The sequence below is a fragment of the Microbacterium sp. H1-D42 genome (genome assembly GCF_022637555.1).
In the GTDB taxonomy this organism is placed as follows: Bacteria; Actinomycetota; Actinomycetes; order Actinomycetales; family Microbacteriaceae; genus Microbacterium.
On sequence record NZ_CP093342.1, the window covers coordinates 1,295,559 to 1,313,729 of the forward strand.

Sequence of the window (18,171 nt, forward strand, 5' to 3'; positions counted from 1 at the left end):
GAGTATGCGTGCTATGGTCACCCCATGGTCATTGCAGTGATCGCCGACATCATCGGCTCCCGCAGGCTGGATGATCGGGCAGCCGCGCAGCGGGTGTTCGACGAGACGATCGCGCGCACAGAACGCGCGCACCCGTTCGCCGAGCAGCCGCTGCGGCCGACAGTGGGCGATGAGCAGCAGGGCGTCTACCGCACGCTCGATGATGCGCTCGTCGCTCTGCTGCTGCTGCAACTCGCCCTGCCGGACGGGATCGAGTTTCGGTTCGGGCTGGGCATCGGCGGCATCCGCGCCATCGAGTCCGAGCATCGCCAGCTCTCCGACGGGCCGGGGTGGTGGGCCGCGCGCGACGCGATCGAGCAGGTGCACGCCCGGCAGCAGCGCGCCGTGCCGACGGCGCGCACCTGGATTGTCGGTGCTCCCGAGCAGACTGAGGTCATGGACACCGTGATCCGGGCATCCAATGCCTATCTGCTCGCGCGCGACGAGATCATCGTGCGCATGACCGAACGCGAGCGGCGCCTCGCGTTCGGGCGCATCGACGGCATCTCGCAGGCGGCCCTCGCGAAGCAGGAGGGCATCACCCAGCCATCGGTGTCGAAGGCGCTGCGCACGTCCGGTGCCGCGGCCCTCATCGAGGGACTGGCGCTGCTGCGAGGGGTGGGCGCATGATCCTCACGGCCTTCACACTCATCGGGATCGGCGCCGGTGACCTGCTGCGCCGCTTCGTCCAGCGCCGGGCCGCCCGCCTCGCGCTACTGGCACTGCTGGCCGTGGCCATCGTCGCAATCGGGGTGCTCAGCGACTCGGTGGGTCCAGCGCTGATCGCCATCGTGCTCGCCGCCGGGTGGATGTGGACCATGCCGCTGGATGCCACCGGCAGGGCGTCCTTCTGGCCCGCGGTGCTGCTCGCCGCCGTCGTCGCCGCGACGACCGCCCTGATGCCGGCCAGGACCGACCCCGGCCTGATCGGCGATTTCTGGAACCTGCCGGCGCCTGGTGGGCAGCAGGTCGCCTTCGACGTGGCGATGCTCGCCTTGGGGACGATGCTGTTCGTCGCCGAATCCGCGAACCTCGTCGTGCGGGCAGCGCTTGATCGCGAGGGCGCCTGGCGCCCAGCCGATCAAGGGGGAGCGCTGCGCGGCGGGCAGCTGCGTCAGCCGCAGCAGAGTGCCAACGGGTTCAAGGGCGGGCGACTCATCGGCCCGCTGGAGCGGATGCTGGTGGTGGCGCTCACCCTGGCATCCGCTTACTCGCTGCTGGCAGCGATGCTCGCGGCGAAGGGCATCGTGCGCTTCCCGGAAATATCCAAGGATGGCGAGACCGGGGCGCGAGCGGAGTACTTCCTCGTCGGCAGTCTGGTCAGCTGGGTCACCGCCCTCGCCTCCGCGCTGCTGCTGTGGTGGGCTGCTCGGGTCTGAGGCGCTGATAGCCTGGTGCGCGTGTCTGAAACCGCTCTGACGACTGCGCCCGTGGCGCTCGACCCGACGTTCGAGAACGTGTGGGACGAGCTGGTCTGGCGTGGCCTCGTCCACGTGTCCACCGATCAGGAGGCGCTGCGCGCCCTTCTCGCCGGGGATCCGATCACGTATTACTGCGGCTTCGACCCGACCGCTCCCAGCCTGCACCTCGGCAACCTGGTGCAGCTGCTGACTCTGCGTCGCATCCAGCTCGCCGGTCACAAGCCGCTGGGCCTCGTCGGCGGCTCGACCGGACTCATCGGCGACCCCCGACCGACCGCCGAGCGCACGCTGAACACTCCGGAGACCGTTGCGGAGTGGGTGGGTCGCCTGCGTGCCCAGGTCGAGCGATTCCTCAGCTTCGACGGTGACAACGCCGCGCGCATCGTCAACAACCTCGACTGGACGGCTCCGATGAGCGCCATCGAGTTCCTGCGCGAGATCGGCAAGCACTACCGCGTCGGCACGATGCTGAAGAAGGATGCTGTCGCCGCCCGGCTGAACTCGGATGCCGGCATCAGCTACACCGAGTTCAGTTACCAGATCCTGCAGGGGATGGACTACCTCGAGCTGTTCCGCCAGTACGACTGCGTGCTGCAGACCGGTGGAAGCGACCAGTGGGGCAACCTCACCAGCGGCACCGACCTGATCCACCGCGTCGAAGGGGCCTCCGCGCACGCGATCGGCACTCCGCTGATCACGAACAGCGACGGGACCAAGTTCGGCAAGAGCGAGGGCAACGCGATCTGGCTCGATGCCGACATGTGCAGTCCGTACCGCATGTACCAGTTCTGGCTCAGCACGACGGACGGTGATGTGATCGACCGGCTCAAGGTCTTCACGTTCCTCAGCCGCGCCGAGATCGAAGAGTACGCGGCGCTGGTCGAGGCGGAGCCGTTCCGTCGCGCCGCGCAGAAGCGGCTCGCGCTCGAGGTCGTCGCCACCGTGCACGGGGCGGATGCCACGGCGGCCGTCATCGCAGCATCCGACGCTCTGTTCGGGCAGGGCGACCTGTCCTCACTCGATGCGACCACGCTGCGCACCGCACTCGACGAGCTGCCGAACGCGACTGTGCAGCCGGGGACGCCTGTCGTCGACGCACTCGTCGCCACGGGACTCGTCTCGAGTGCCTCCGAGGCGCGACGTGCGATCTCGCAGGGCGGCGTCACGCTGGACGGCGAGCGGGTGGCCGATGACAGCGCGACGGTGCAGGGCTCGCTGCCCGGCGGCGTCTCCGTGCTGCGCCGCGGCAAGAAGACGCTCGCAGGCGTGTTCATCGGCTGAGCCGTCGTGCCCTTCACTCCGAGCCACGCCGTCATCGCGCTGCCCTTCGTGCGCACGCCGCTGGTGCCGGCGGCGATCGCGATCGGTGCGATGACGCCGGACCTGCCACTGTTCCTTCGGGGTGCGGGGCTGCCATACGGTTTCACCCACTCACCGGCCAATATCGTCTGGACGACGCTGGTCGCGTTCGTGCTGTTCCTGATCTGGCGGGTGGTGCTGCGTCCTGGGCTCGTCGCGCTGGCGCCGGAATTCGTGGCGTCGCGACTACCCGAACAGTGGCGGACAACAGGCAAGGCAGCGGTGTCGGATGCCATCGGTTCGCGCGACCGGCCGAGCTATCCGCTGCTGCTGGCGCTCTCGCTGATGATCGGCGTGCTGTCGCACATCGTCTGGGACATGTTCACGCATGAGGGGCGCTGGGGAGTCGTGTCGCTCCCGGTGCTCGACGAGATGTGGGGTCCGCTGCTCGGGTACAAGTGGCTGCAGTACGGCTCGAGCGTGGTGGGGATGCTGATCCTCGGCGTCTACGCGCTGCTGTGGCTGCGGCGCCGTCCCGTGCAGCCGCGTTCACGGCTTCTGCCCGCGTGGGTGGGGTGGGTCTGGCTGGCCACCCTTCCGGTGGTGCTGATCACGGCCTGGATGATCGGCCTCGCCGCATACGGTCCGATCACGCCGGGATTCACTCTGCAGCATCTCGCATATCGCACCCTGCCGCTGGCATCCGGGCTGTGGGGTGCGCTCACGGTGCTGCTCTGCGTGGTCATCGTGCTGCTGCCGCGGCGGACTTCTGCCGTCGAAGTGGAAGACTCCCGCTCCTACGCGCGTTGAATCGCGGCTTCCATCCCCTGCGGGTCACCAGACGGGCAGGTCAGAGCCCCAGACCCGTGGCGGCTCGAAGTGCGTGGGGCCGCCGGGCCAGCTCACCGCGGGGGCGACAGTCGTGATCGTCTGACCGCCGACCTCGAACGATTGCGTCGCGGGGTCGGACGGCGGATCGCCGACCTCCCGCTGTTCGCTCGCGCGGGGCATCCCGAGCAGTTCTGCGGCGATCCGCCGCAGCGAGGTGCGCACGACCCACGTTCCTCCGTCGCCCTCTCGACGCCGCAGGGCGTCGACGATGCCGGCCGCGAGCAGGTACCCGGCCGAATGATCAAGGCCCTGCGCGGGTAGGGCACCCGGGGTCTCGCCGCCGTCTGGCGACTCGAGCCAGGCGATGCCCGACTCCGCCTGCACCAGGCTGTCGAATCCTCGGGGTGAGTGCCCGCCTGGCCAGGCGGACAGCTGTGCGATGACCAGGTGCGGATGCCGCGCGGCGAGCTGCCCCGGGGACAGGCCGAGCCGACTCAGGCCGTCCGCGCGATACCCGAGCACGACGACATCGGCCCCGGCGAGAAGTCCCTCGAAACGTTCCGGCTCGGACGCGATGTCGAGCAGCGCCGTGCGCTTGCCATGACCGGTGTCGAAGTGCTGCCAGGCGAACTCGGGGCGCTGCGGCGGGTCGATCCGCAGCACGTCCGCTCCGGCGAAGGCGAGAGTGCGTGTGGCGACGGGCCCCGCGATCACCCTGGTGAGGTCGAGAACGCGCACGCCTTCGAGTGGGCGAGCGGCCGTCCCGTGGGGGAGAGCGCGAGGCGCCGCGTCGCCGGCGCGCTCGACCTCGACGATCGGATGCTGGCGCAGCGCTTCGTCGTATGCGGGATCCTGCTGCCGCACCGGCACGCAGAGCCCACCGGCCCTGGAGATCGAGCTGACCGCATCGCTCACGGTCATCGTGTTGAGACGTGCCAGGACGTCCGCCGATGTGCTGCCGTCTGGCAGCTCGAGGCCGAGGTGCAGGGCGGCGGCATGATGCGGGTAGTTGCCGTGCGTGCGCACCCAGCCGTCAGAGGTCTGCCAGAACCCGGAGAGCGGCGCCCACACCTCGGGCGCCTCGCCGTCGATGAGCAGGTGCCGGTCGCTGCGATAGGCGGCAGCGATGCGGAGGGGATCGGGGGCTGAGCCGCCGCTGCCGGCGATGGCTCTGCCTGCGGCGACCACGCTGTCCAAGGCGAGGGGGCCGACCGGCAGGTGCGACGGGAGGGGGACGGGCATGATCATGAGGATCCCACTCTGCCGAGCGCACGCCATGCCTGCGCACGCACGCGCTCGACCGGATCATCCACCAGGCCGTCGACCACGCCGTCCGGATCGTCGAGTCGATGCGCGGCGATCACCTTCAGCGCCATCTCGCGCACACGCCACTCCTCGTCGCCCGTGGCTCCGAGCACGACCTGCGGGCGAGCCGGCCCGAGGTGCAGCAGCGCGCGGGCTCCCCACACCCGCACCCAGTACGACGGCCAACCGGGTGTGCCGCGCAACCACGCGATGTCCGGATAGCGCCGATCCATGTCACCAGCCCTGCCGGCGAGCAGTTCCTCCGCCCACTCGACGACGGCATCGCGACCGAAGACCTCGGCTGCGTGCGTCGCGCTGTCGCGTGGTGAAAGACGACGATCGGGGAGGGGGTACATGGTCGCGATCGTACGCTTCCGGCGCCTCCCGCGCAGGAAACCGTGCCTGACCAGCGCAGAAGGCCCACAGAGAGCCTTACGACACGCCCGGGATGACGGGGTGATTTGCCGGATCCCCGGGATCCGCGTAACTTGTTACTTGTTCGCCCCACAGGGTAGAGCGGAAGGCCGGAAGGCCTGGCTCCCCTCAAGCGGTGAACAACTCCTCTTCTTCTTCCACCGGCGGCAACGTTGGTGTAGGGTAGAGGTTCCGGCTCCGGCCTGGCTGGTCAACAGCCCCCGGAACGTCCGGTATGATTGTGAAGTTGCCCTGCGCTTCTTGCCTTTGTTGGTGGGTGTGCGGGTGCGTCCGATCCTTGAGAACTCAACAGCGTGCACTTGTCAAATGCCAAATAACCTCGACTCCAACTTTTGTTGGGGTGAGATTCCTTTGGATCAAAGTCCAGGCCTTTTTGGTCTGGCGTATGGATGATGTCAGCAATGATTGAACCATTTTGGTCATGATTGAACTCGCTGCCTTCTCGCCTTTTTCCGGTGGGTTGGTATGCATTCGTTTTTTACGGAGAGTTTGATCCTGGCTCAGGATGAACGCTGGCGGCGTGCTTAACACATGCAAGTCGAACGATGAACCTGGGAGCTTGCTTCTGGGGGATTAGTGGCGAACGGGTGAGTAACACGTGAGCAACCTGCCCCTGACTCTGGGATAAGCGCTGGAAACGGCGTCTAATACTGGATACGAGACGGAACCGCATGGTTACCGTTTGGAAAGATTTTTCGGTTGGGGATGGGCTCGCGGCCTATCAGCTTGTTGGTGAGGTAATGGCTCACCAAGGCGTCGACGGGTAGCCGGCCTGAGAGGGTGACCGGCCACACTGGGACTGAGACACGGCCCAGACTCCTACGGGAGGCAGCAGTGGGGAATATTGCACAATGGGCGGAAGCCTGATGCAGCAACGCCGCGTGAGGGATGACGGCCTTCGGGTTGTAAACCTCTTTTAGCAGGGAAGAAGCGAAAGTGACGGTACCTGCAGAAAAAGCACCGGCTAACTACGTGCCAGCAGCCGCGGTAATACGTAGGGTGCAAGCGTTATCCGGAATTATTGGGCGTAAAGAGCTCGTAGGCGGTCTGTCGCGTCTGCTGTGAAATTCCGAGGCTCAACCTCGGGCTTGCAGTGGGTACGGGCAGACTAGAGTGCGGTAGGGGAGATTGGAATTCCTGGTGTAGCGGTGGAATGCGCAGATATCAGGAGGAACACCGATGGCGAAGGCAGATCTCTGGGCCGTAACTGACGCTGAGGAGCGAAAGGGTGGGGAGCAAACAGGCTTAGATACCCTGGTAGTCCACCCCGTAAACGTTGGGAACTAGTTGTGGGGTCCTTTCCACGGATTCCGTGACGCAGCTAACGCATTAAGTTCCCCGCCTGGGGAGTACGGCCGCAAGGCTAAAACTCAAAGGAATTGACGGGGACCCGCACAAGCGGCGGAGCATGCGGATTAATTCGATGCAACGCGAAGAACCTTACCAAGGCTTGACATACACGAGAACGGGCCAGAAATGGTCAACTCTTTGGACACTCGTGAACAGGTGGTGCATGGTTGTCGTCAGCTCGTGTCGTGAGATGTTGGGTTAAGTCCCGCAACGAGCGCAACCCTCGTTCTATGTTGCCAGCACGTAATGGTGGGAACTCATGGGATACTGCCGGGGTCAACTCGGAGGAAGGTGGGGATGACGTCAAATCATCATGCCCCTTATGTCTTGGGCTTCACGCATGCTACAATGGCCGGTACAATGGGCTGCGATACCGTAAGGTGGAGCGAATCCCAAAAAGCCGGTCCCAGTTCGGATTGAGGTCTGCAACTCGACCTCATGAAGTCGGAGTCGCTAGTAATCGCAGATCAGCAACGCTGCGGTGAATACGTTCCCGGGTCTTGTACACACCGCCCGTCAAGTCATGAAAGTCGGTAACACCTGAAGCCGGTGGCCTAACCCCTTGTGGGAGGGAGCTGTCGAAGGTGGGATCGGTAATTAGGACTAAGTCGTAACAAGGTAGCCGTACCGGAAGGTGCGGCTGGATCACCTCCTTTCTAAGGAGCATCTGGCACCCCTTGGGTGTCCAGGCACCAGATCAGAACGAATGTTTCTGCTGGTAGCTCATGGGTGGAACATTTGACATGCTGTCAGCGCGTCTGGCTTCATTTAGTACGGTCTTCGGATCTGGAACGGTGGGGTTGGTGAGCGGGGCAGCTGCACGCTGTTGGGTCCTGAGGGACCGGGCCGGCTTGCTTCTTTCGGGAAGTTGGGTCGTTCTGAACCTCATGGCCCCTTTCGTCGTTTGCCTTGTTTGGCTGCGGGGTTGGGGGACCGCCCGTACTTTGAGAACTACACAGTGGACGCGAGCATCTTAAAGAAATACCGGGTCAACGCTTTTCCTGGCGTTGATCCATCTCATGTGATTTCAAGTCTTTAAGAGCAAACGGTGGATGCCTTGGCATCTGGAGCCGAAGAAGGACGTAGCAATCTGCGATAAGCCTCGGGGAGTGGATAAGCACACTTTGATCCGAGGGTGTCCGAATGGGGAAACCCCGCCAGGCGTTTGTGCGACCTGGTGACTCCCGCCTGAATATATAGGGCGGGTAGAGGGAACGTGGGGAAGTGAAACATCTCAGTACCCACAGGAAGAGAAAACAACATGTGATTCCGTGAGTAGTGGCGAGCGAAAGCGGATGAGGCTAAACCGGGTGTGTGTGATAGCCGGCAGGCGTTGCATGCCCGGGGTTGCGGGACTTTTCTGGACACTCTGCCGAGTGTTCGACGTGATGTGACGGTATAGACGAATGGTCTTGAAAGGCCAGCCATAGTGGGTGCCAGCCCCGTAGTTGAAATGCCGCTCGCAGCGTGAAGAGTATCCCAAGTAGCACGGGGCCCGAGAAATCCCGTGTGAATCTGTCAGGACCACCTGATAAGCCTAAATACTCCCAGATGACCGATAGCGGACAAGTACCGTGAGGGAAAGGTGAAAAGTACCCCGGGAGGGGAGTGAAATAGTACCTGAAACCGTTTGCTTACAAACCGTTGGAGCCTCCTTAGTAGGGGTGACAGCGTGCCTTTTGAAGAATGAGCCTGCGAGTTAGTGATATGTGGCGAGGTTAACCCGTGTGGGGTAGCCGTAGCGAAAGCGAGTCTGAATAGGGCGATTCAGTCGCATGTCCTAGACCCGAAGCGAAGTGATCTATCCATGGCCAGGCTGAAGCACGTGTAAGAGCGTGTGGAGGGCCGAACCCACTTAGGTTGAAAACTGAGGGGATGAGCTGTGGATAGGGGTGAAAGGCCAATCAAACTTCGTGATAGCTGGTTCTCTCCGAAATGCATTTAGGTGCAGCGTTGCGTGTTTCTTGCCGGAGGTAGAGCTACTGGATGGCCGATGGGCCTCAACAGGTTACTGACGTCAGCCAAACTCCGAATGCCGGTAAGTGAGAGCGCAGCAGTGAGACTGTGGGGGATAAGCTTCATAGTCGAGAGGGAAACAACCCAGACCACCATCTAAGGTCCCAAAGCGCGTGCTAAGTGGAAAAGGATGTGGAGTTGCTTAGACAACCAGGAGGTTGGCTTAGAAGCAGCCACCCTTGAAAGAGTGCGTAATAGCTCACTGGTCAAGTGATTCCGCGCCGACAATGTAACGGGGCTCAAGCACGCCACCGAAGTTGTGGCATTGACATTTTTGGTAGGCCTTCGTGGTCCAGCCGTGTTGATGGGTAGGAGAGCGTCGTGTGGCGAGTGAAGCGGCGGTGTGAACCAGCCGTGGACGCTACACGAGTGAGAATGCAGGCATGAGTAGCGAAAGACGTGTGAGAAACACGTCCTCCGGAAGACCAAGGGTTCCAGGGTCAAGCTAATCTTCCCTGGGTAAGTCGGGACCTAAGGCGAGGCCGACAGGCGTAGTCGATGGACAACGGGTTGATATTCCCGTACCGGCGAAGAACCGCCCAAGCTAATCCAGTAGTGCTAAGTATCTGAATCCTCATGACCGGATCCTTCGGGTGATGGCGTGAGGCCTAGCGTACGACCCCATTCTGGTGCGGTTAGCGTATTAACAGGTGTGACGCAGGAAGGTAGCCCAGCCAGGCGATGGTTGTCCTGGTGCAAGTGCGTAGGCCGAACGGTAGGCAAATCCGCCGTTCACGTAGGCTGAGACACGATGCGAATGAAAAGTGGGTGATCCTATGCTGCCAAGAAAAGCATCGACGCGAGGTTCAAGCCGCCCGTACCCCAAACCGACTCAGGTGGTCAGGTAGAGAATACCAAGGAGATCGAGAGAATCGTGGTTAAGGAACTCGGCAAAATGCCCCCGTAACTTCGGGAGAAGGGGGGCCATCCGCTTATACCGCCTTGCGCGGGAAAGGGTGTGGTGGCCGCAGAGACTAGTGGGTAGCGACTGTTTACTAAAAACACAGGTCCGTGCGAAGACGCAAGTCGATGTATACGGACTGACGCCTGCCCGGTGCTGGAAGGTTAAGAGGACCGGTTAGCCGCAAGGCGAAGCTGAGAATTTAAGCCCCAGTAAACGGCGGTGGTAACTATAACCATCCTAAGGTAGCGAAATTCCTTGTCGGGTAAGTTCCGACCTGCACGAATGGCGTAACGACTTCCCAACTGTCTCAACCGCGAACTCGGCGAAATTGCATTACGAGTAAAGATGCTCGTTACGCGCAGCAGGACGGAAAGACCCCGTGACCTTTACTACAGCTTGGTATTGGTGTTCGGTGTGGCTTGTGTAGGATAGGTGGGAGACTTTGAAGCCATGACGCCAGTTATGGTGGAGTCATTGTTGAAATACCACTCTGGTCATATTGGATATCTAACTTCGAACCGTGATCCGGTTCAGGGACAGTGCCTGGTGGGTAGTTTAACTGGGGCGGTTGCCTCCCAAAAAGTAACGGAGGCGCCCAAAGGTTCCCTCAACCTGGTTGGTAATCAGGTGGCGAGTGTAAGTGCACAAGGGAGCTTGACTGTGAGACTGACAGGTCGAGCAGGGACGAAAGTCGGGACTAGTGATCCGGCAGTGGCTTGTGGAAGCGCTGTCGCTCAACGGATAAAAGGTACCTCGGGGATAACAGGCTGATCTTGCCCAAGAGTCCATATCGACGGCATGGTTTGGCACCTCGATGTCGGCTCGTCGCATCCTGGGGCTGGAGTAGGTCCCAAGGGTTGGGCTGTTCGCCCATTAAAGCGGTACGCGAGCTGGGTTTAGAACGTCGTGAGACAGTTCGGTCCCTATCCGCTGCGCGCGTAGGAAGTTTGAGAGGATCTGACCCTAGTACGAGAGGACCGGGTTGGACGAACCTCTGGTGTGCCAGTTGTTCCGCCAGGAGCACCGCTGGTTAGCTACGTTCGGGATGGATAACCGCTGAAAGCATCTAAGCGGGAAGCCGGCCTCAAGATGAGACTTCCATCACCTTCGGGTGGAGAGGCTCCCAGCCAGACGACTGGGTTGATAGGCCAGATGTGGAAGTGCGGCAACGCATGCAGCTGACTGGTACTAATAAGCCGATGACTTGATAACACTCTCTTTCTGCGAGATGAACGCGTCCACTTTGTGGTTCTCGACGTACGGTCGGAACCAAACAACACATCACTAACGTGTGTGTTGCCGATACATGTCAATAGTGTTACGGCGGCCATAGCGTGAGGGAAACGCCCGGTCACATTCCGAACCCGGAAGCTAAGCCTCACAGCGCCGATGGTACTGCAGGGGGGACCCTGTGGGAGAGTAGGACACCGCCGGACTTCTTCTAAGTAAAATGGCCACCCAAAGCTGGGTGGCCATTTTGCGTTTTACAGCATCAACAGGGAGTCAGAATGTCAGATGAGCAGCGAGACCGCCGGAACGACGGCGACGGCGCGCACAAGGGACGTTCGGGCTCCGACCGCAAGCCGCGCTACAGTGACTCTTCGTCGCGTGGCCAGCGACGCGACGACAACCAGCGCCCCTCGGGTGACCGCTCTGGTGAACGGCGTCCATACGGGGACCGGAACCAGGGTGGCGAGCGCCGTTCGTACGGTGACCGCAGCCAGTCCGGTGACCGCCGGCCATACGGCGATCGGAACCAGGGCGGCGAGCGTCGCTCCTATGGCGACCGCCCGCAGGGTGATCGTAACCAGTCTGGCGAGCGTCGCCCCTATGGTGACCGTAGCCAGGGTGGCGAGCGTCGCTCCTATGGTGACCGTCCCCAGGGCGATCGTCCGTACCGTGGTGACCGCCCGCAGGACGACCGCAACCAGTCCAGTGAGCGTCGCCCGTATGGTGACCGCAACCAGTCCGGTGACCGCCGGCCATACGGCGATCGGAACCAGGGTGGTGACCGTCGCTCCTATGGTGACCGTAGCCAGGGTGGCGAGCGTCGCTCCTATGGTGACCGTCCGCAGGGCGATCGTCCGCACCGTGGTGACCGCCCGCAGGGCGACCGCAACCAGTCCGGTGAGCGTCGCCCGTATGGCGACCGCAATCAGGGTGGCGAGCGTCGCTCCTATGGTGACCGTCCGCAGGGCGATCGTCCGCACCGTGGTGACCGCCCGCAGGGCGACCGCAACCAGTCCGGTGAGCGTCGCCCGTATGGCGACCGCAATCAGGGTGGCGAGCGTCGCTCCTATGGTGACCGCCCGCAGGGTGATCGCCAGCAGTCTGGTGACCGTCGCCCTTATGGTGATCGGAACCAGGGTGGCGAGCGTCGTCCCTATGGTGACCGCCCGCAGGGTGATCGCCAGCAGTCTGGTGACCGTCGCCCTTATGGTGATCGGAACCAGGGTGGCGAGCGTCGCCCCTATGGTGACCGCCCGCAAGGCGACCGCAACCAGTCCGGTGACCGTCGTCCCTATGGCGATCGTCCGCAGGGCGAACGTCGCCCGTACAACGACCGGAACCAGGGTGGAGAACGTCGTCCCTATGGCGATCGTCCGCAGGGCGATCGTGCCCAGGGCGAGCGTCGCCCCTACAACGACCGGAACCAGGGTGGCGAGCGCCGCTCGTACGGTGACCGTCCCCAGGGGGACCGCCCGTACCGCGGAGACCGCCCGGCCGGTGACCGGAATCACTCTGGTGAGCGTCGTCCGTACAACGACCGCAACCAGGGCGGAGAGCGCCGCTCCTACGGCGACCGTCCGCAGGGTGAGCGTCGCTCCTATGGTGACCGCGATCAGGGTGGCGAGCGTCGCTCCTACGGCGACCGCAACCGGGACGAGCGCGGTGGCGGCGAGCGGCCGTCCTACCGGGATCGCCCGCGTGGCGGCGTCGAGCGCACGTTCAACGAGTTCGCACCGGTGCGTGAGCGCGTCCCTGAGCCGCCGCTGCCCGAGGAGATCACCGCACGTGACCTTCACCCAGCCGCACGCAACGAGCTGAAGACCCTCAGCAAGGAGAACGCCGAGCAGGTGGCTCGTCACCTCGCCATGGTCGCGCAGCTCATCGACGACGAGCCCGAACGAGCTCACGAGCACGCCTTGGCTGCGTCTCGTCGTGCCGGCCGTGTCGCTGTCGTGCGTGAGACGCTCGCGATCACTGCCTACGCCGTCGAGGACTTCTCGCTGGCGCTGCGGGAGCTGCGCACATACCGCCGCATCTCCGGCAAGGACGACCAGATCGCACTGATCGTGGACAGCGAGCGCGGCGTCGGCCGCCCGGATCGCGCCCTCGAGGAGGGCCGTACTGTCGATCGCGCAGCGCTCGAGCCCGCCGTTCGTGTGGCACTGGCGATCGCCATGTCCGGTGCACGCCTCGACCGAGGCGAGACCGAGCTGGCTCTCGGCGAGCTCGAGATCCCGGAGCTCGACCCCGATCGCGCCTTCGAGTGGAGCCCCGCGCTGTTCGCGGCTCGCTCCGCGGTGCTCGACGACCTCGGCCGCGCCGAGGAAGCCGCATTCTGGGCTCAGCGTGCTGATGTCGCGGCATCTGCTCTCGGCCTCGACGGTCAGTTCGATGAGATCTACGTCGAAGACGGGCTCGTCGAGGACTACGAGACGTACGATGACGAGTCTGATGACGCGGACGCTGACGCGGACGCTGACGCTGACGCTGACGACGAGTCTGACCCTGACGACGCTGACGATGACGACGCCGACGACGCTGACGCCGACAACGCCGACGCTGACGACGCCGACAACTCCGACGCCACTGACAACGCCGACGACTCCGAGCAGGACCAGAACCCTCAGAACTCTCAGGACACCGAGGACACCGAGCGCTGATGGCACTGTTCCGCCGCGCGAAGCAGGCATCCACCCCGCTGACTGACCGCGACGCTCTGCTCGCCGACCTCGACGGCGTCGTGTATGCGGGCCCCAGTGCACTGCCGTACGCGATCGAGAACCTCAACCGCGCCGGCGAGTCGATGCGGTTGGGCTACATCACCAACAACGCTTCGCGCACTGATGCCGATGTCGCCGCACACCTCACGGACCTCGGTCTGAGCGTTGCGCCCGATGACGTCGTCACCAGCCCGCAGGCGGCGATGCGACTGCTCACCACCATGGTGCCGGCTCCAGCGACGATCCTGATCGTCGGGGGAGAGGGGCTCGTCGTCGAGGCGGAGAAGGCCGGCTACACGGTCACCCGCAGCGCAGAGGATTCCCCCGCAGCTGTCGTGCAGGGCTTCGCACCCGAAGTCGCGTGGACGGACCTCGCCGAGGCCGCCTTCGCGCTGAAGCTGCCGGAGGAAGAGGGCGGGATTCCCTGGATCTCGACCAACACCGACTGGACGATCCCTCGCGAGCGCGGCGTCGCCCCCGGAAACGGCACGCTCGTCTCCGCGGTGCACACCGCGATCGGGCGGCTCTCCACCGTGGCCGGCAAGCCCGAGAAGCCGATCTTCGAAGAGGCCGTGGCCCGCTTCGAAGCGCAGCGCCCGCTGTTCCTCGGCGATCGGCTCGACACCGATATCGCCGGCTCGGTCAGCGCCGGCATCGATTCGGCGCTGGTGCTGACCGGCATCGACCGCCCGAAGCACGTGCTGGCCGCCCCACAGGGCTCGCGTCCCGACTACATCCTCGCCGACCTGCGCGACCTGCATGAGTCGTATCCGGTCACGTCCGAGCAGGACGGCGTGTTCACGGTGAACGGCGCGTCGGTGCAGGTGGTGGATGCTGACGTGCAGATCCTCGCGGAGGGCGACGCCCAGATCGATCTGCTCCGCGCCGGTGCCGCCGCGATCTGGGCGACCGGCCGGGCGATCTACGCCTTTCGGGTTCCCGAGCTGCTGTACGCAGACCCGTTCCACCGGCCCTGACCGCTTTCGAACGCGCGCCTTTCCACAGACCCCGGGCGTCGCCGCTCGGTGCGCACGACCCCGGGATACAGTGGTCGGATGGAGCATCCGCGAGACGAGCCGACTGACGCGCTCTGGAGTCGCCTGCGTCTGATCGAGGGCCAGCCGCTCGCCGATCGGGCCGAAGCGTACGGCTCACTGCACGATGAACTGATGAAGCGTCTCGAGAGCGCCCCGCGCGGCGATGCCCGCGACGCGGCCCCTGGTCCGCGATGACCCGGCTCGATGCGGCCCTCGCGGCGCGTGGCCTCGCTCGGTCGCGCACCCACGCCGCGATCCTGATCGCCGACGGACTCGTGAGCGTCGACGGCCGTGCGGTCATCAAGCCCTCCACCCCGGTCACAGACGCCACCGTGATCGCGGTCGACGGCGGAGACCACTACGTCAGCCGCGGCGCCCACAAGCTGATCGCCGCACTCGACGGGTTCGGCGTGCCGGTCGAAGGGCGCCTCGCGCTCGACATGGGCGCGTCCACCGGCGGCTTCACCCAGGTGCTGCTGGAGCGCGGCGCGCGCCGCGTGCTCGCAGTCGACGTCGGTCACGATCAGCTGGCCCCGCAACTGGCATCCGACCCCGCCGTCGTCGCGGTCGAAGGATTCAACGTCCGCCACATGACGGCGCGCACGCTGTCCGAGGCCACCGGCGAGGCCACAAGGCCCGACCTCGTCGTCGGCGACCTGTCATTCATCTCGCTCGCGCTCGTCCTGCCTGCCGTCGCCGAGACCGCCGCACCGCACTCCGACATCCTGCTGCTGGTCAAGCCGCAGTTCGAGGTGGGCCGCACCGCCGTCAAGGGCGGTCTGGTCACCAGCCCCGTCGCACGCATCGATGCCGTCGAACGCATCCTGTGGCGCGCCCACGACTCCGGACTGGGCACCCTCGGCATCCTGCCGTCACCGCTGCTCGGCACGCACGGCAACGCCGAGTACCTGGTGCACCTGGCACCCGGCCGTGGCACGGATCCGTCAGAATGGACGGACCAGATCGCACACGTGGCAGGAGGACGATGAACGAGCGCCGCATCCTGGTCGTCGCCCACGCCCAGCGGGAGGACACCGTCGCCGCGGCTCTGCGCGTCATCGACGCGCTGCGCGACGCCGGAGCGACCCCCGTGCTCGCGAGCCCCGACCGTGCAGAACTGGCCGAGGTCGACCCGCGCTTCGCCGACGTCGCGCTGCTTGGTCACGACGTCGCCGAAGACGACCTCGAGCTGGCCATCGTGCTCGGCGGCGACGGCACGATCCTGCGTGCCGCCGAACTGGTGCGAGAGTCCGGCGCCCCGGTGCTCGGCATCAACATGGGCCATGTCGGGTTCCTCGCCGAGATCGACCGGGATGACATGGATGCCGCCGTGCGCCGCGTCATCGACCGCGACTACGAGGTCGAGGAGCGTCTCGCGCTGTCTGTGCGCGTGAAGGATGCCGATGGCTCGGTCGTCTACGAGACATGGGCGCTCAACGAGGCCACGGTCGAGAAGGCCAGTCGTGAGCGGATGATCGAGGTGGTCATCGAGATCGATGGCCGTCCGCTGTCGAGCTTCGGCTGCGATGGCATGGTCGTGTCCACTCCCACCGGGTCCACGGCCTACAACTTCTCTGCCGGCGGTCCGGTGATCTGGCCCACCGTCGAGGCGATCGCCGTGGTGCCGCTGTCGGCGCACGCGCTGTTCGCGAAGCCTCTGGTGGTGGGACCTGAGGCGTCCGTCGCCATCGAGATGCTCGATCGCACCGACGGCATGGGCATCCTGTGGTGCGACGGGCGCCGCTCGCACGACCTGCCCCGCGGAGCCCGCGTCGTCGTGCGCCGCTCCGCACAGCCCGTGCGGCTCGCACGACTGCATCCCACCGCCTTCACCAACCGTCTGGTGCGCAAGTTCCAACTGCCCGTCGCCGGCTGGCGGGGCGCCTCATGATCGACGAGATGCGCATCCGCGGACTCGGCGTCATCGACGATGCCGTGCTGCCACTGGGCCCCGGATTCACCGCCGTCACCGGCGAGACGGGCGCAGGCAAGACCATGGTCGTCACGGGGCTCGGCCTGCTGCTCGGCGCCCGCGCCGACACTTCAGCGATCCGGGCAGGCGCGGCACAGGCATCCGTCGCCGGGGTCTGGATGGTGCCGAAGACCGGAGCCGTCGCCGACATCGTCACCGACGCCGGCGGCGAACTCGAACCGGCGGGCGACGCCGCCGAATTGTACGTCTCGCGCACGCTCAGCGCCGAGGGTCGCAGTCGCGCCAGTGTCGGCGGCCGCCCGGCGCCCGCCGCCGTGCTCGCCGCCCTCGCCGAGGAACTCGTCGTCGTGCACGGGCAGTCAGAGCAGCTGCGGCTGCGCTCGGCCGTCGCGCAGCGCGACGCCCTCGACCGCTTCGGTGGGCAGCGCATCGGCGACGCCGTGACGCGATACTCGGAGTGCTTCCGCGCATGGCGCGAGTTGGATGCCGAGATCACCGAACTCACCGAGAACCGTGACCGTCGTGCCGCGGAAGCCGCCCAGCTGCGCGAGCAGCTCGCCGAGATCGAACAGCTCGAGCCGGATGCCGGTGAGGACGTCGCGCTGAACGAGCGCGCCGAGCGGCTGGCGAACGCCGAGGAGCTGCGCCTGGCAGCATCCGTCGCCCGCTCCGCGCTCTCCAGCGAAGACGACGAGCCCGACGTGTCCGGCCTGCTGGCCGAAGCCCGCCGTTCCCTGGAGCGCGGCGCGGACCCTCAGCTGGCTGGGATCGCGGAGACCCTCACCGACCTCGGCTATCGCGCTGCCGACCTCGCGCTGCAGCTGTCCGGCTACCTGGCCGACCTCGACGAATCCGGCCCGCACGAACTCGCCGCGGTCGAGGAGCGCCGCGCCGCGATCGGCGGGCTCATCCGTCAGCACGGATCGCTCGACGCGGCGCTGGAGATCTGGCGCACAGGTTCGCTGCGTCTGGCCGAACTCGACGACGACGGTGACCGCATCGAACGGCTCACCGCCGAGGCCGAGCGCGCCCGCGGCGAGCTCGACTCGGCAGCAGATGAGCTGACCGCGACGCGCACCGAGGCCGCCGGCCGGCTCTCCGAAGCCGTGACGGAAGAGCTGCACGCCCTCGCGATGCCCGATGCCCGCTTCGAGGTCAGGGTGTCGCCAGGAGCGGAGTCCAGCCACGGCCGCGACGACGTCGCCCTGCTGCTCGCGCCGCACCCGGGTGCCGAGCCGCGCTCGGTCTCGCGCGGTGCGTCGGGCGGTGAGCTGTCGCGCGTGATGCTCGCGATCGAGGTGGTCATCGCCGGCACTGATCCTGTGCCGACGTTCGTCTTCGACGAGGTGGATGCCGGGATCGGCGGCGCCGCTGCGATCGAGGTCGGCCGCAGGCTGGCGCAGCTGGCTCGCACGTCGCAGGTGATCGCGGTCACCCACCTCGCTCAGGTCGCGGCCTTCGCGACCAATCACCTCTCGGTCGTGAAGTCCAACGACGGGGCAGTGACCGCATCCAGCGTGTCGCGGCTGTCGGGGGAGGAACGCGAGGCCGAGATGGCCAGACTGCTCTCCGGGCTCGCTGATTCCGACGCCGCACTCAGCCACGCCCGAGAGCTGCTCAGCCTCGGCACCAGCACGAACTGATAGGATCG

Annotated in this window: 13 protein-coding genes and 3 rRNA genes; 13 read left to right on the forward strand and 3 right to left on the reverse strand. The window is 65.2% G+C overall.

Translation table 11 applies throughout. The features are described 5' to 3' along the window. The first annotated feature begins 24 nt into the window (after nt 1-24). From MNR00_RS06150 to MNR00_RS06165, 4 genes are read left to right on the forward strand one after another with little or no spacing between them, the layout of a single operon-like run. Complete coding sequence (locus MNR00_RS06150) at nt 25-669, forward strand: SatD family protein (protein WP_241928279.1); 645 nt, start codon at nt 25-27, stop codon at nt 667-669. Then, nucleotides 666-1,418, forward strand: coding sequence for a hypothetical protein (locus MNR00_RS06155; RefSeq protein WP_241928280.1), 753 nt, complete (start codon nt 666-668; stop codon nt 1,416-1,418). The genes MNR00_RS06150 and MNR00_RS06155 overlap by 4 nt, the downstream gene beginning before the upstream one ends. A 21-nt stretch (nt 1,419-1,439) precedes the next feature. Continuing rightward, a complete protein-coding gene (tyrS, locus tag MNR00_RS06160) occupies nt 1,440-2,741 on the forward strand; it encodes a tyrosine--tRNA ligase (RefSeq protein WP_241928281.1) in 1,302 nt (433 codons plus the stop codon). Between the two features lie 6 nt (nt 2,742-2,747). Beyond that, on the forward strand, nt 2,748-3,569 hold the full coding sequence (locus MNR00_RS06165) for a DUF4184 family protein (RefSeq protein ID WP_241928282.1): 822 nt from the start codon (nt 2,748-2,750) through the stop codon (nt 3,567-3,569). A gap of 24 nt (nt 3,570-3,593) precedes the next feature. Here MNR00_RS06165 and MNR00_RS06170 read toward each other — a convergent pair whose 3' ends face one another. Beyond that, the gene (locus MNR00_RS06170; RefSeq protein ID WP_241928283.1) at nt 3,594-4,832 is read right to left on the reverse strand and encodes a CoA transferase; all 1,239 of its coding nucleotides are present in this window, start codon (nt 4,830-4,832) and stop codon (nt 3,594-3,596) included. A gap of 2 nt (nt 4,833-4,834) precedes the next feature. Further along, entirely contained in the window at nt 4,835-5,251 is a 417-nt protein-coding gene (locus MNR00_RS06175) for a hypothetical protein (protein WP_241928284.1), read from the reverse strand. Between the two features lie 556 nt (nt 5,252-5,807). On the opposite strand from MNR00_RS06175, the gene MNR00_RS06180 reads away from it, so the two are divergent. From MNR00_RS06180 to rrf, 3 genes are all read left to right on the forward strand, one after another. After that, nucleotides 5,808-7,336, forward strand: a 16S ribosomal RNA gene (locus MNR00_RS06180). A 369-nt stretch (nt 7,337-7,705) separates the two neighbouring features. Further along, a 23S ribosomal RNA gene (locus MNR00_RS06185) occupies nt 7,706-10,812 on the forward strand. A gap of 107 nt (nt 10,813-10,919) precedes the next feature. Next, nucleotides 10,920-11,036, forward strand: a 5S ribosomal RNA gene (rrf, locus tag MNR00_RS06190). Together the 16S, 23S and 5S rRNA genes form the textbook arrangement of a ribosomal RNA operon. Nucleotides 11,037-11,111: 75 nt before the next feature. On the opposite strand, the gene MNR00_RS06195 is transcribed toward rrf, so the two are convergent. Then, nucleotides 11,112-12,737 (reverse strand): hypothetical protein, encoded by a 1,626-nt coding sequence (locus MNR00_RS06195; protein ID WP_241928285.1) that lies wholly within the window; start codon nt 12,735-12,737, stop codon nt 11,112-11,114. A gap of 9 nt (nt 12,738-12,746) precedes the next feature. Here MNR00_RS06195 and MNR00_RS06200 point away from each other — a divergent pair, with 9 nt between their 5' ends. The 6 genes from MNR00_RS06200 (at nt 12,747) to recN (ending at nt 18,163) form a co-directional block, all read left to right on the forward strand. Next, nucleotides 12,747-13,490, forward strand: a complete 744-nt coding sequence (locus MNR00_RS06200; protein ID WP_241928286.1) for a hypothetical protein — start codon at nt 12,747-12,749, stop codon at nt 13,488-13,490. Then, nucleotides 13,490-14,527 (forward strand): HAD-IIA family hydrolase, encoded by a 1,038-nt coding sequence (locus tag MNR00_RS06205; protein WP_241928287.1) that lies wholly within the window; start codon nt 13,490-13,492, stop codon nt 14,525-14,527. The genes MNR00_RS06200 and MNR00_RS06205 overlap by 1 nt, the downstream gene beginning before the upstream one ends. Before the next feature lie 78 nt (nt 14,528-14,605). Continuing rightward, complete coding sequence (locus tag MNR00_RS06210; RefSeq protein ID WP_241928288.1) at nt 14,606-14,782, forward strand: hypothetical protein; 177 nt, start codon at nt 14,606-14,608, stop codon at nt 14,780-14,782. Then, a complete protein-coding gene (locus MNR00_RS06215) occupies nt 14,779-15,576 on the forward strand; it encodes a TlyA family RNA methyltransferase (RefSeq protein ID WP_241928289.1) in 798 nt (265 codons plus the stop codon). Before MNR00_RS06210 ends, MNR00_RS06215 begins: the two co-directional genes overlap by 4 nt. Then, nucleotides 15,573-16,478: an NAD kinase gene (locus MNR00_RS06220; RefSeq protein ID WP_241928290.1), complete on the forward strand. Its 906-nt coding sequence runs from the start codon at nt 15,573-15,575 to the stop codon at nt 16,476-16,478. Before MNR00_RS06215 ends, MNR00_RS06220 begins: the two co-directional genes overlap by 4 nt. After that, nucleotides 16,475-18,163 carry a DNA repair protein RecN gene (gene recN / locus MNR00_RS06225; RefSeq protein WP_241928291.1) on the forward strand — a complete coding sequence of 563 codons (1,689 nt, stop codon included), beginning with the start codon at nt 16,475-16,477 and terminating at the stop codon, nt 18,161-18,163. Before MNR00_RS06220 ends, recN begins: the two co-directional genes overlap by 4 nt. The last annotated feature ends 8 nt before the right edge of the window (nt 18,164-18,171 follow it).

Coding starts and splice junctions, on each gene's coding strand:
- MNR00_RS06175 (WP_241928284.1), bottom strand. CDS start 5,251: ATGTACCCCCTCCCCGATCGTCGTCTTTCACCACGCGACAGCGCGACG.
- recN (WP_241928291.1), top strand. CDS start 16,475: ATGATCGACGAGATGCGCATCCGCGGACTCGGCGTCATCGACGATGCC.
- MNR00_RS06150 (WP_241928279.1), top strand. CDS start 25: ATGGTCATTGCAGTGATCGCCGACATCATCGGCTCCCGCAGGCTGGAT.
- MNR00_RS06155 (WP_241928280.1), top strand. CDS start 666: ATGATCCTCACGGCCTTCACACTCATCGGGATCGGCGCCGGTGACCTG.
- MNR00_RS06215 (WP_241928289.1), top strand. CDS start 14,779: ATGACCCGGCTCGATGCGGCCCTCGCGGCGCGTGGCCTCGCTCGGTCG.
- MNR00_RS06170 (WP_241928283.1), bottom strand. CDS start 4,832: ATGCCCGTCCCCCTCCCGTCGCACCTGCCGGTCGGCCCCCTCGCCTTG.
- MNR00_RS06210 (WP_241928288.1), top strand. CDS start 14,606: ATGGAGCATCCGCGAGACGAGCCGACTGACGCGCTCTGGAGTCGCCTG.
- MNR00_RS06205 (WP_241928287.1), top strand. CDS start 13,490: ATGGCACTGTTCCGCCGCGCGAAGCAGGCATCCACCCCGCTGACTGAC.
- MNR00_RS06220 (WP_241928290.1), top strand. CDS start 15,573: ATGAACGAGCGCCGCATCCTGGTCGTCGCCCACGCCCAGCGGGAGGAC.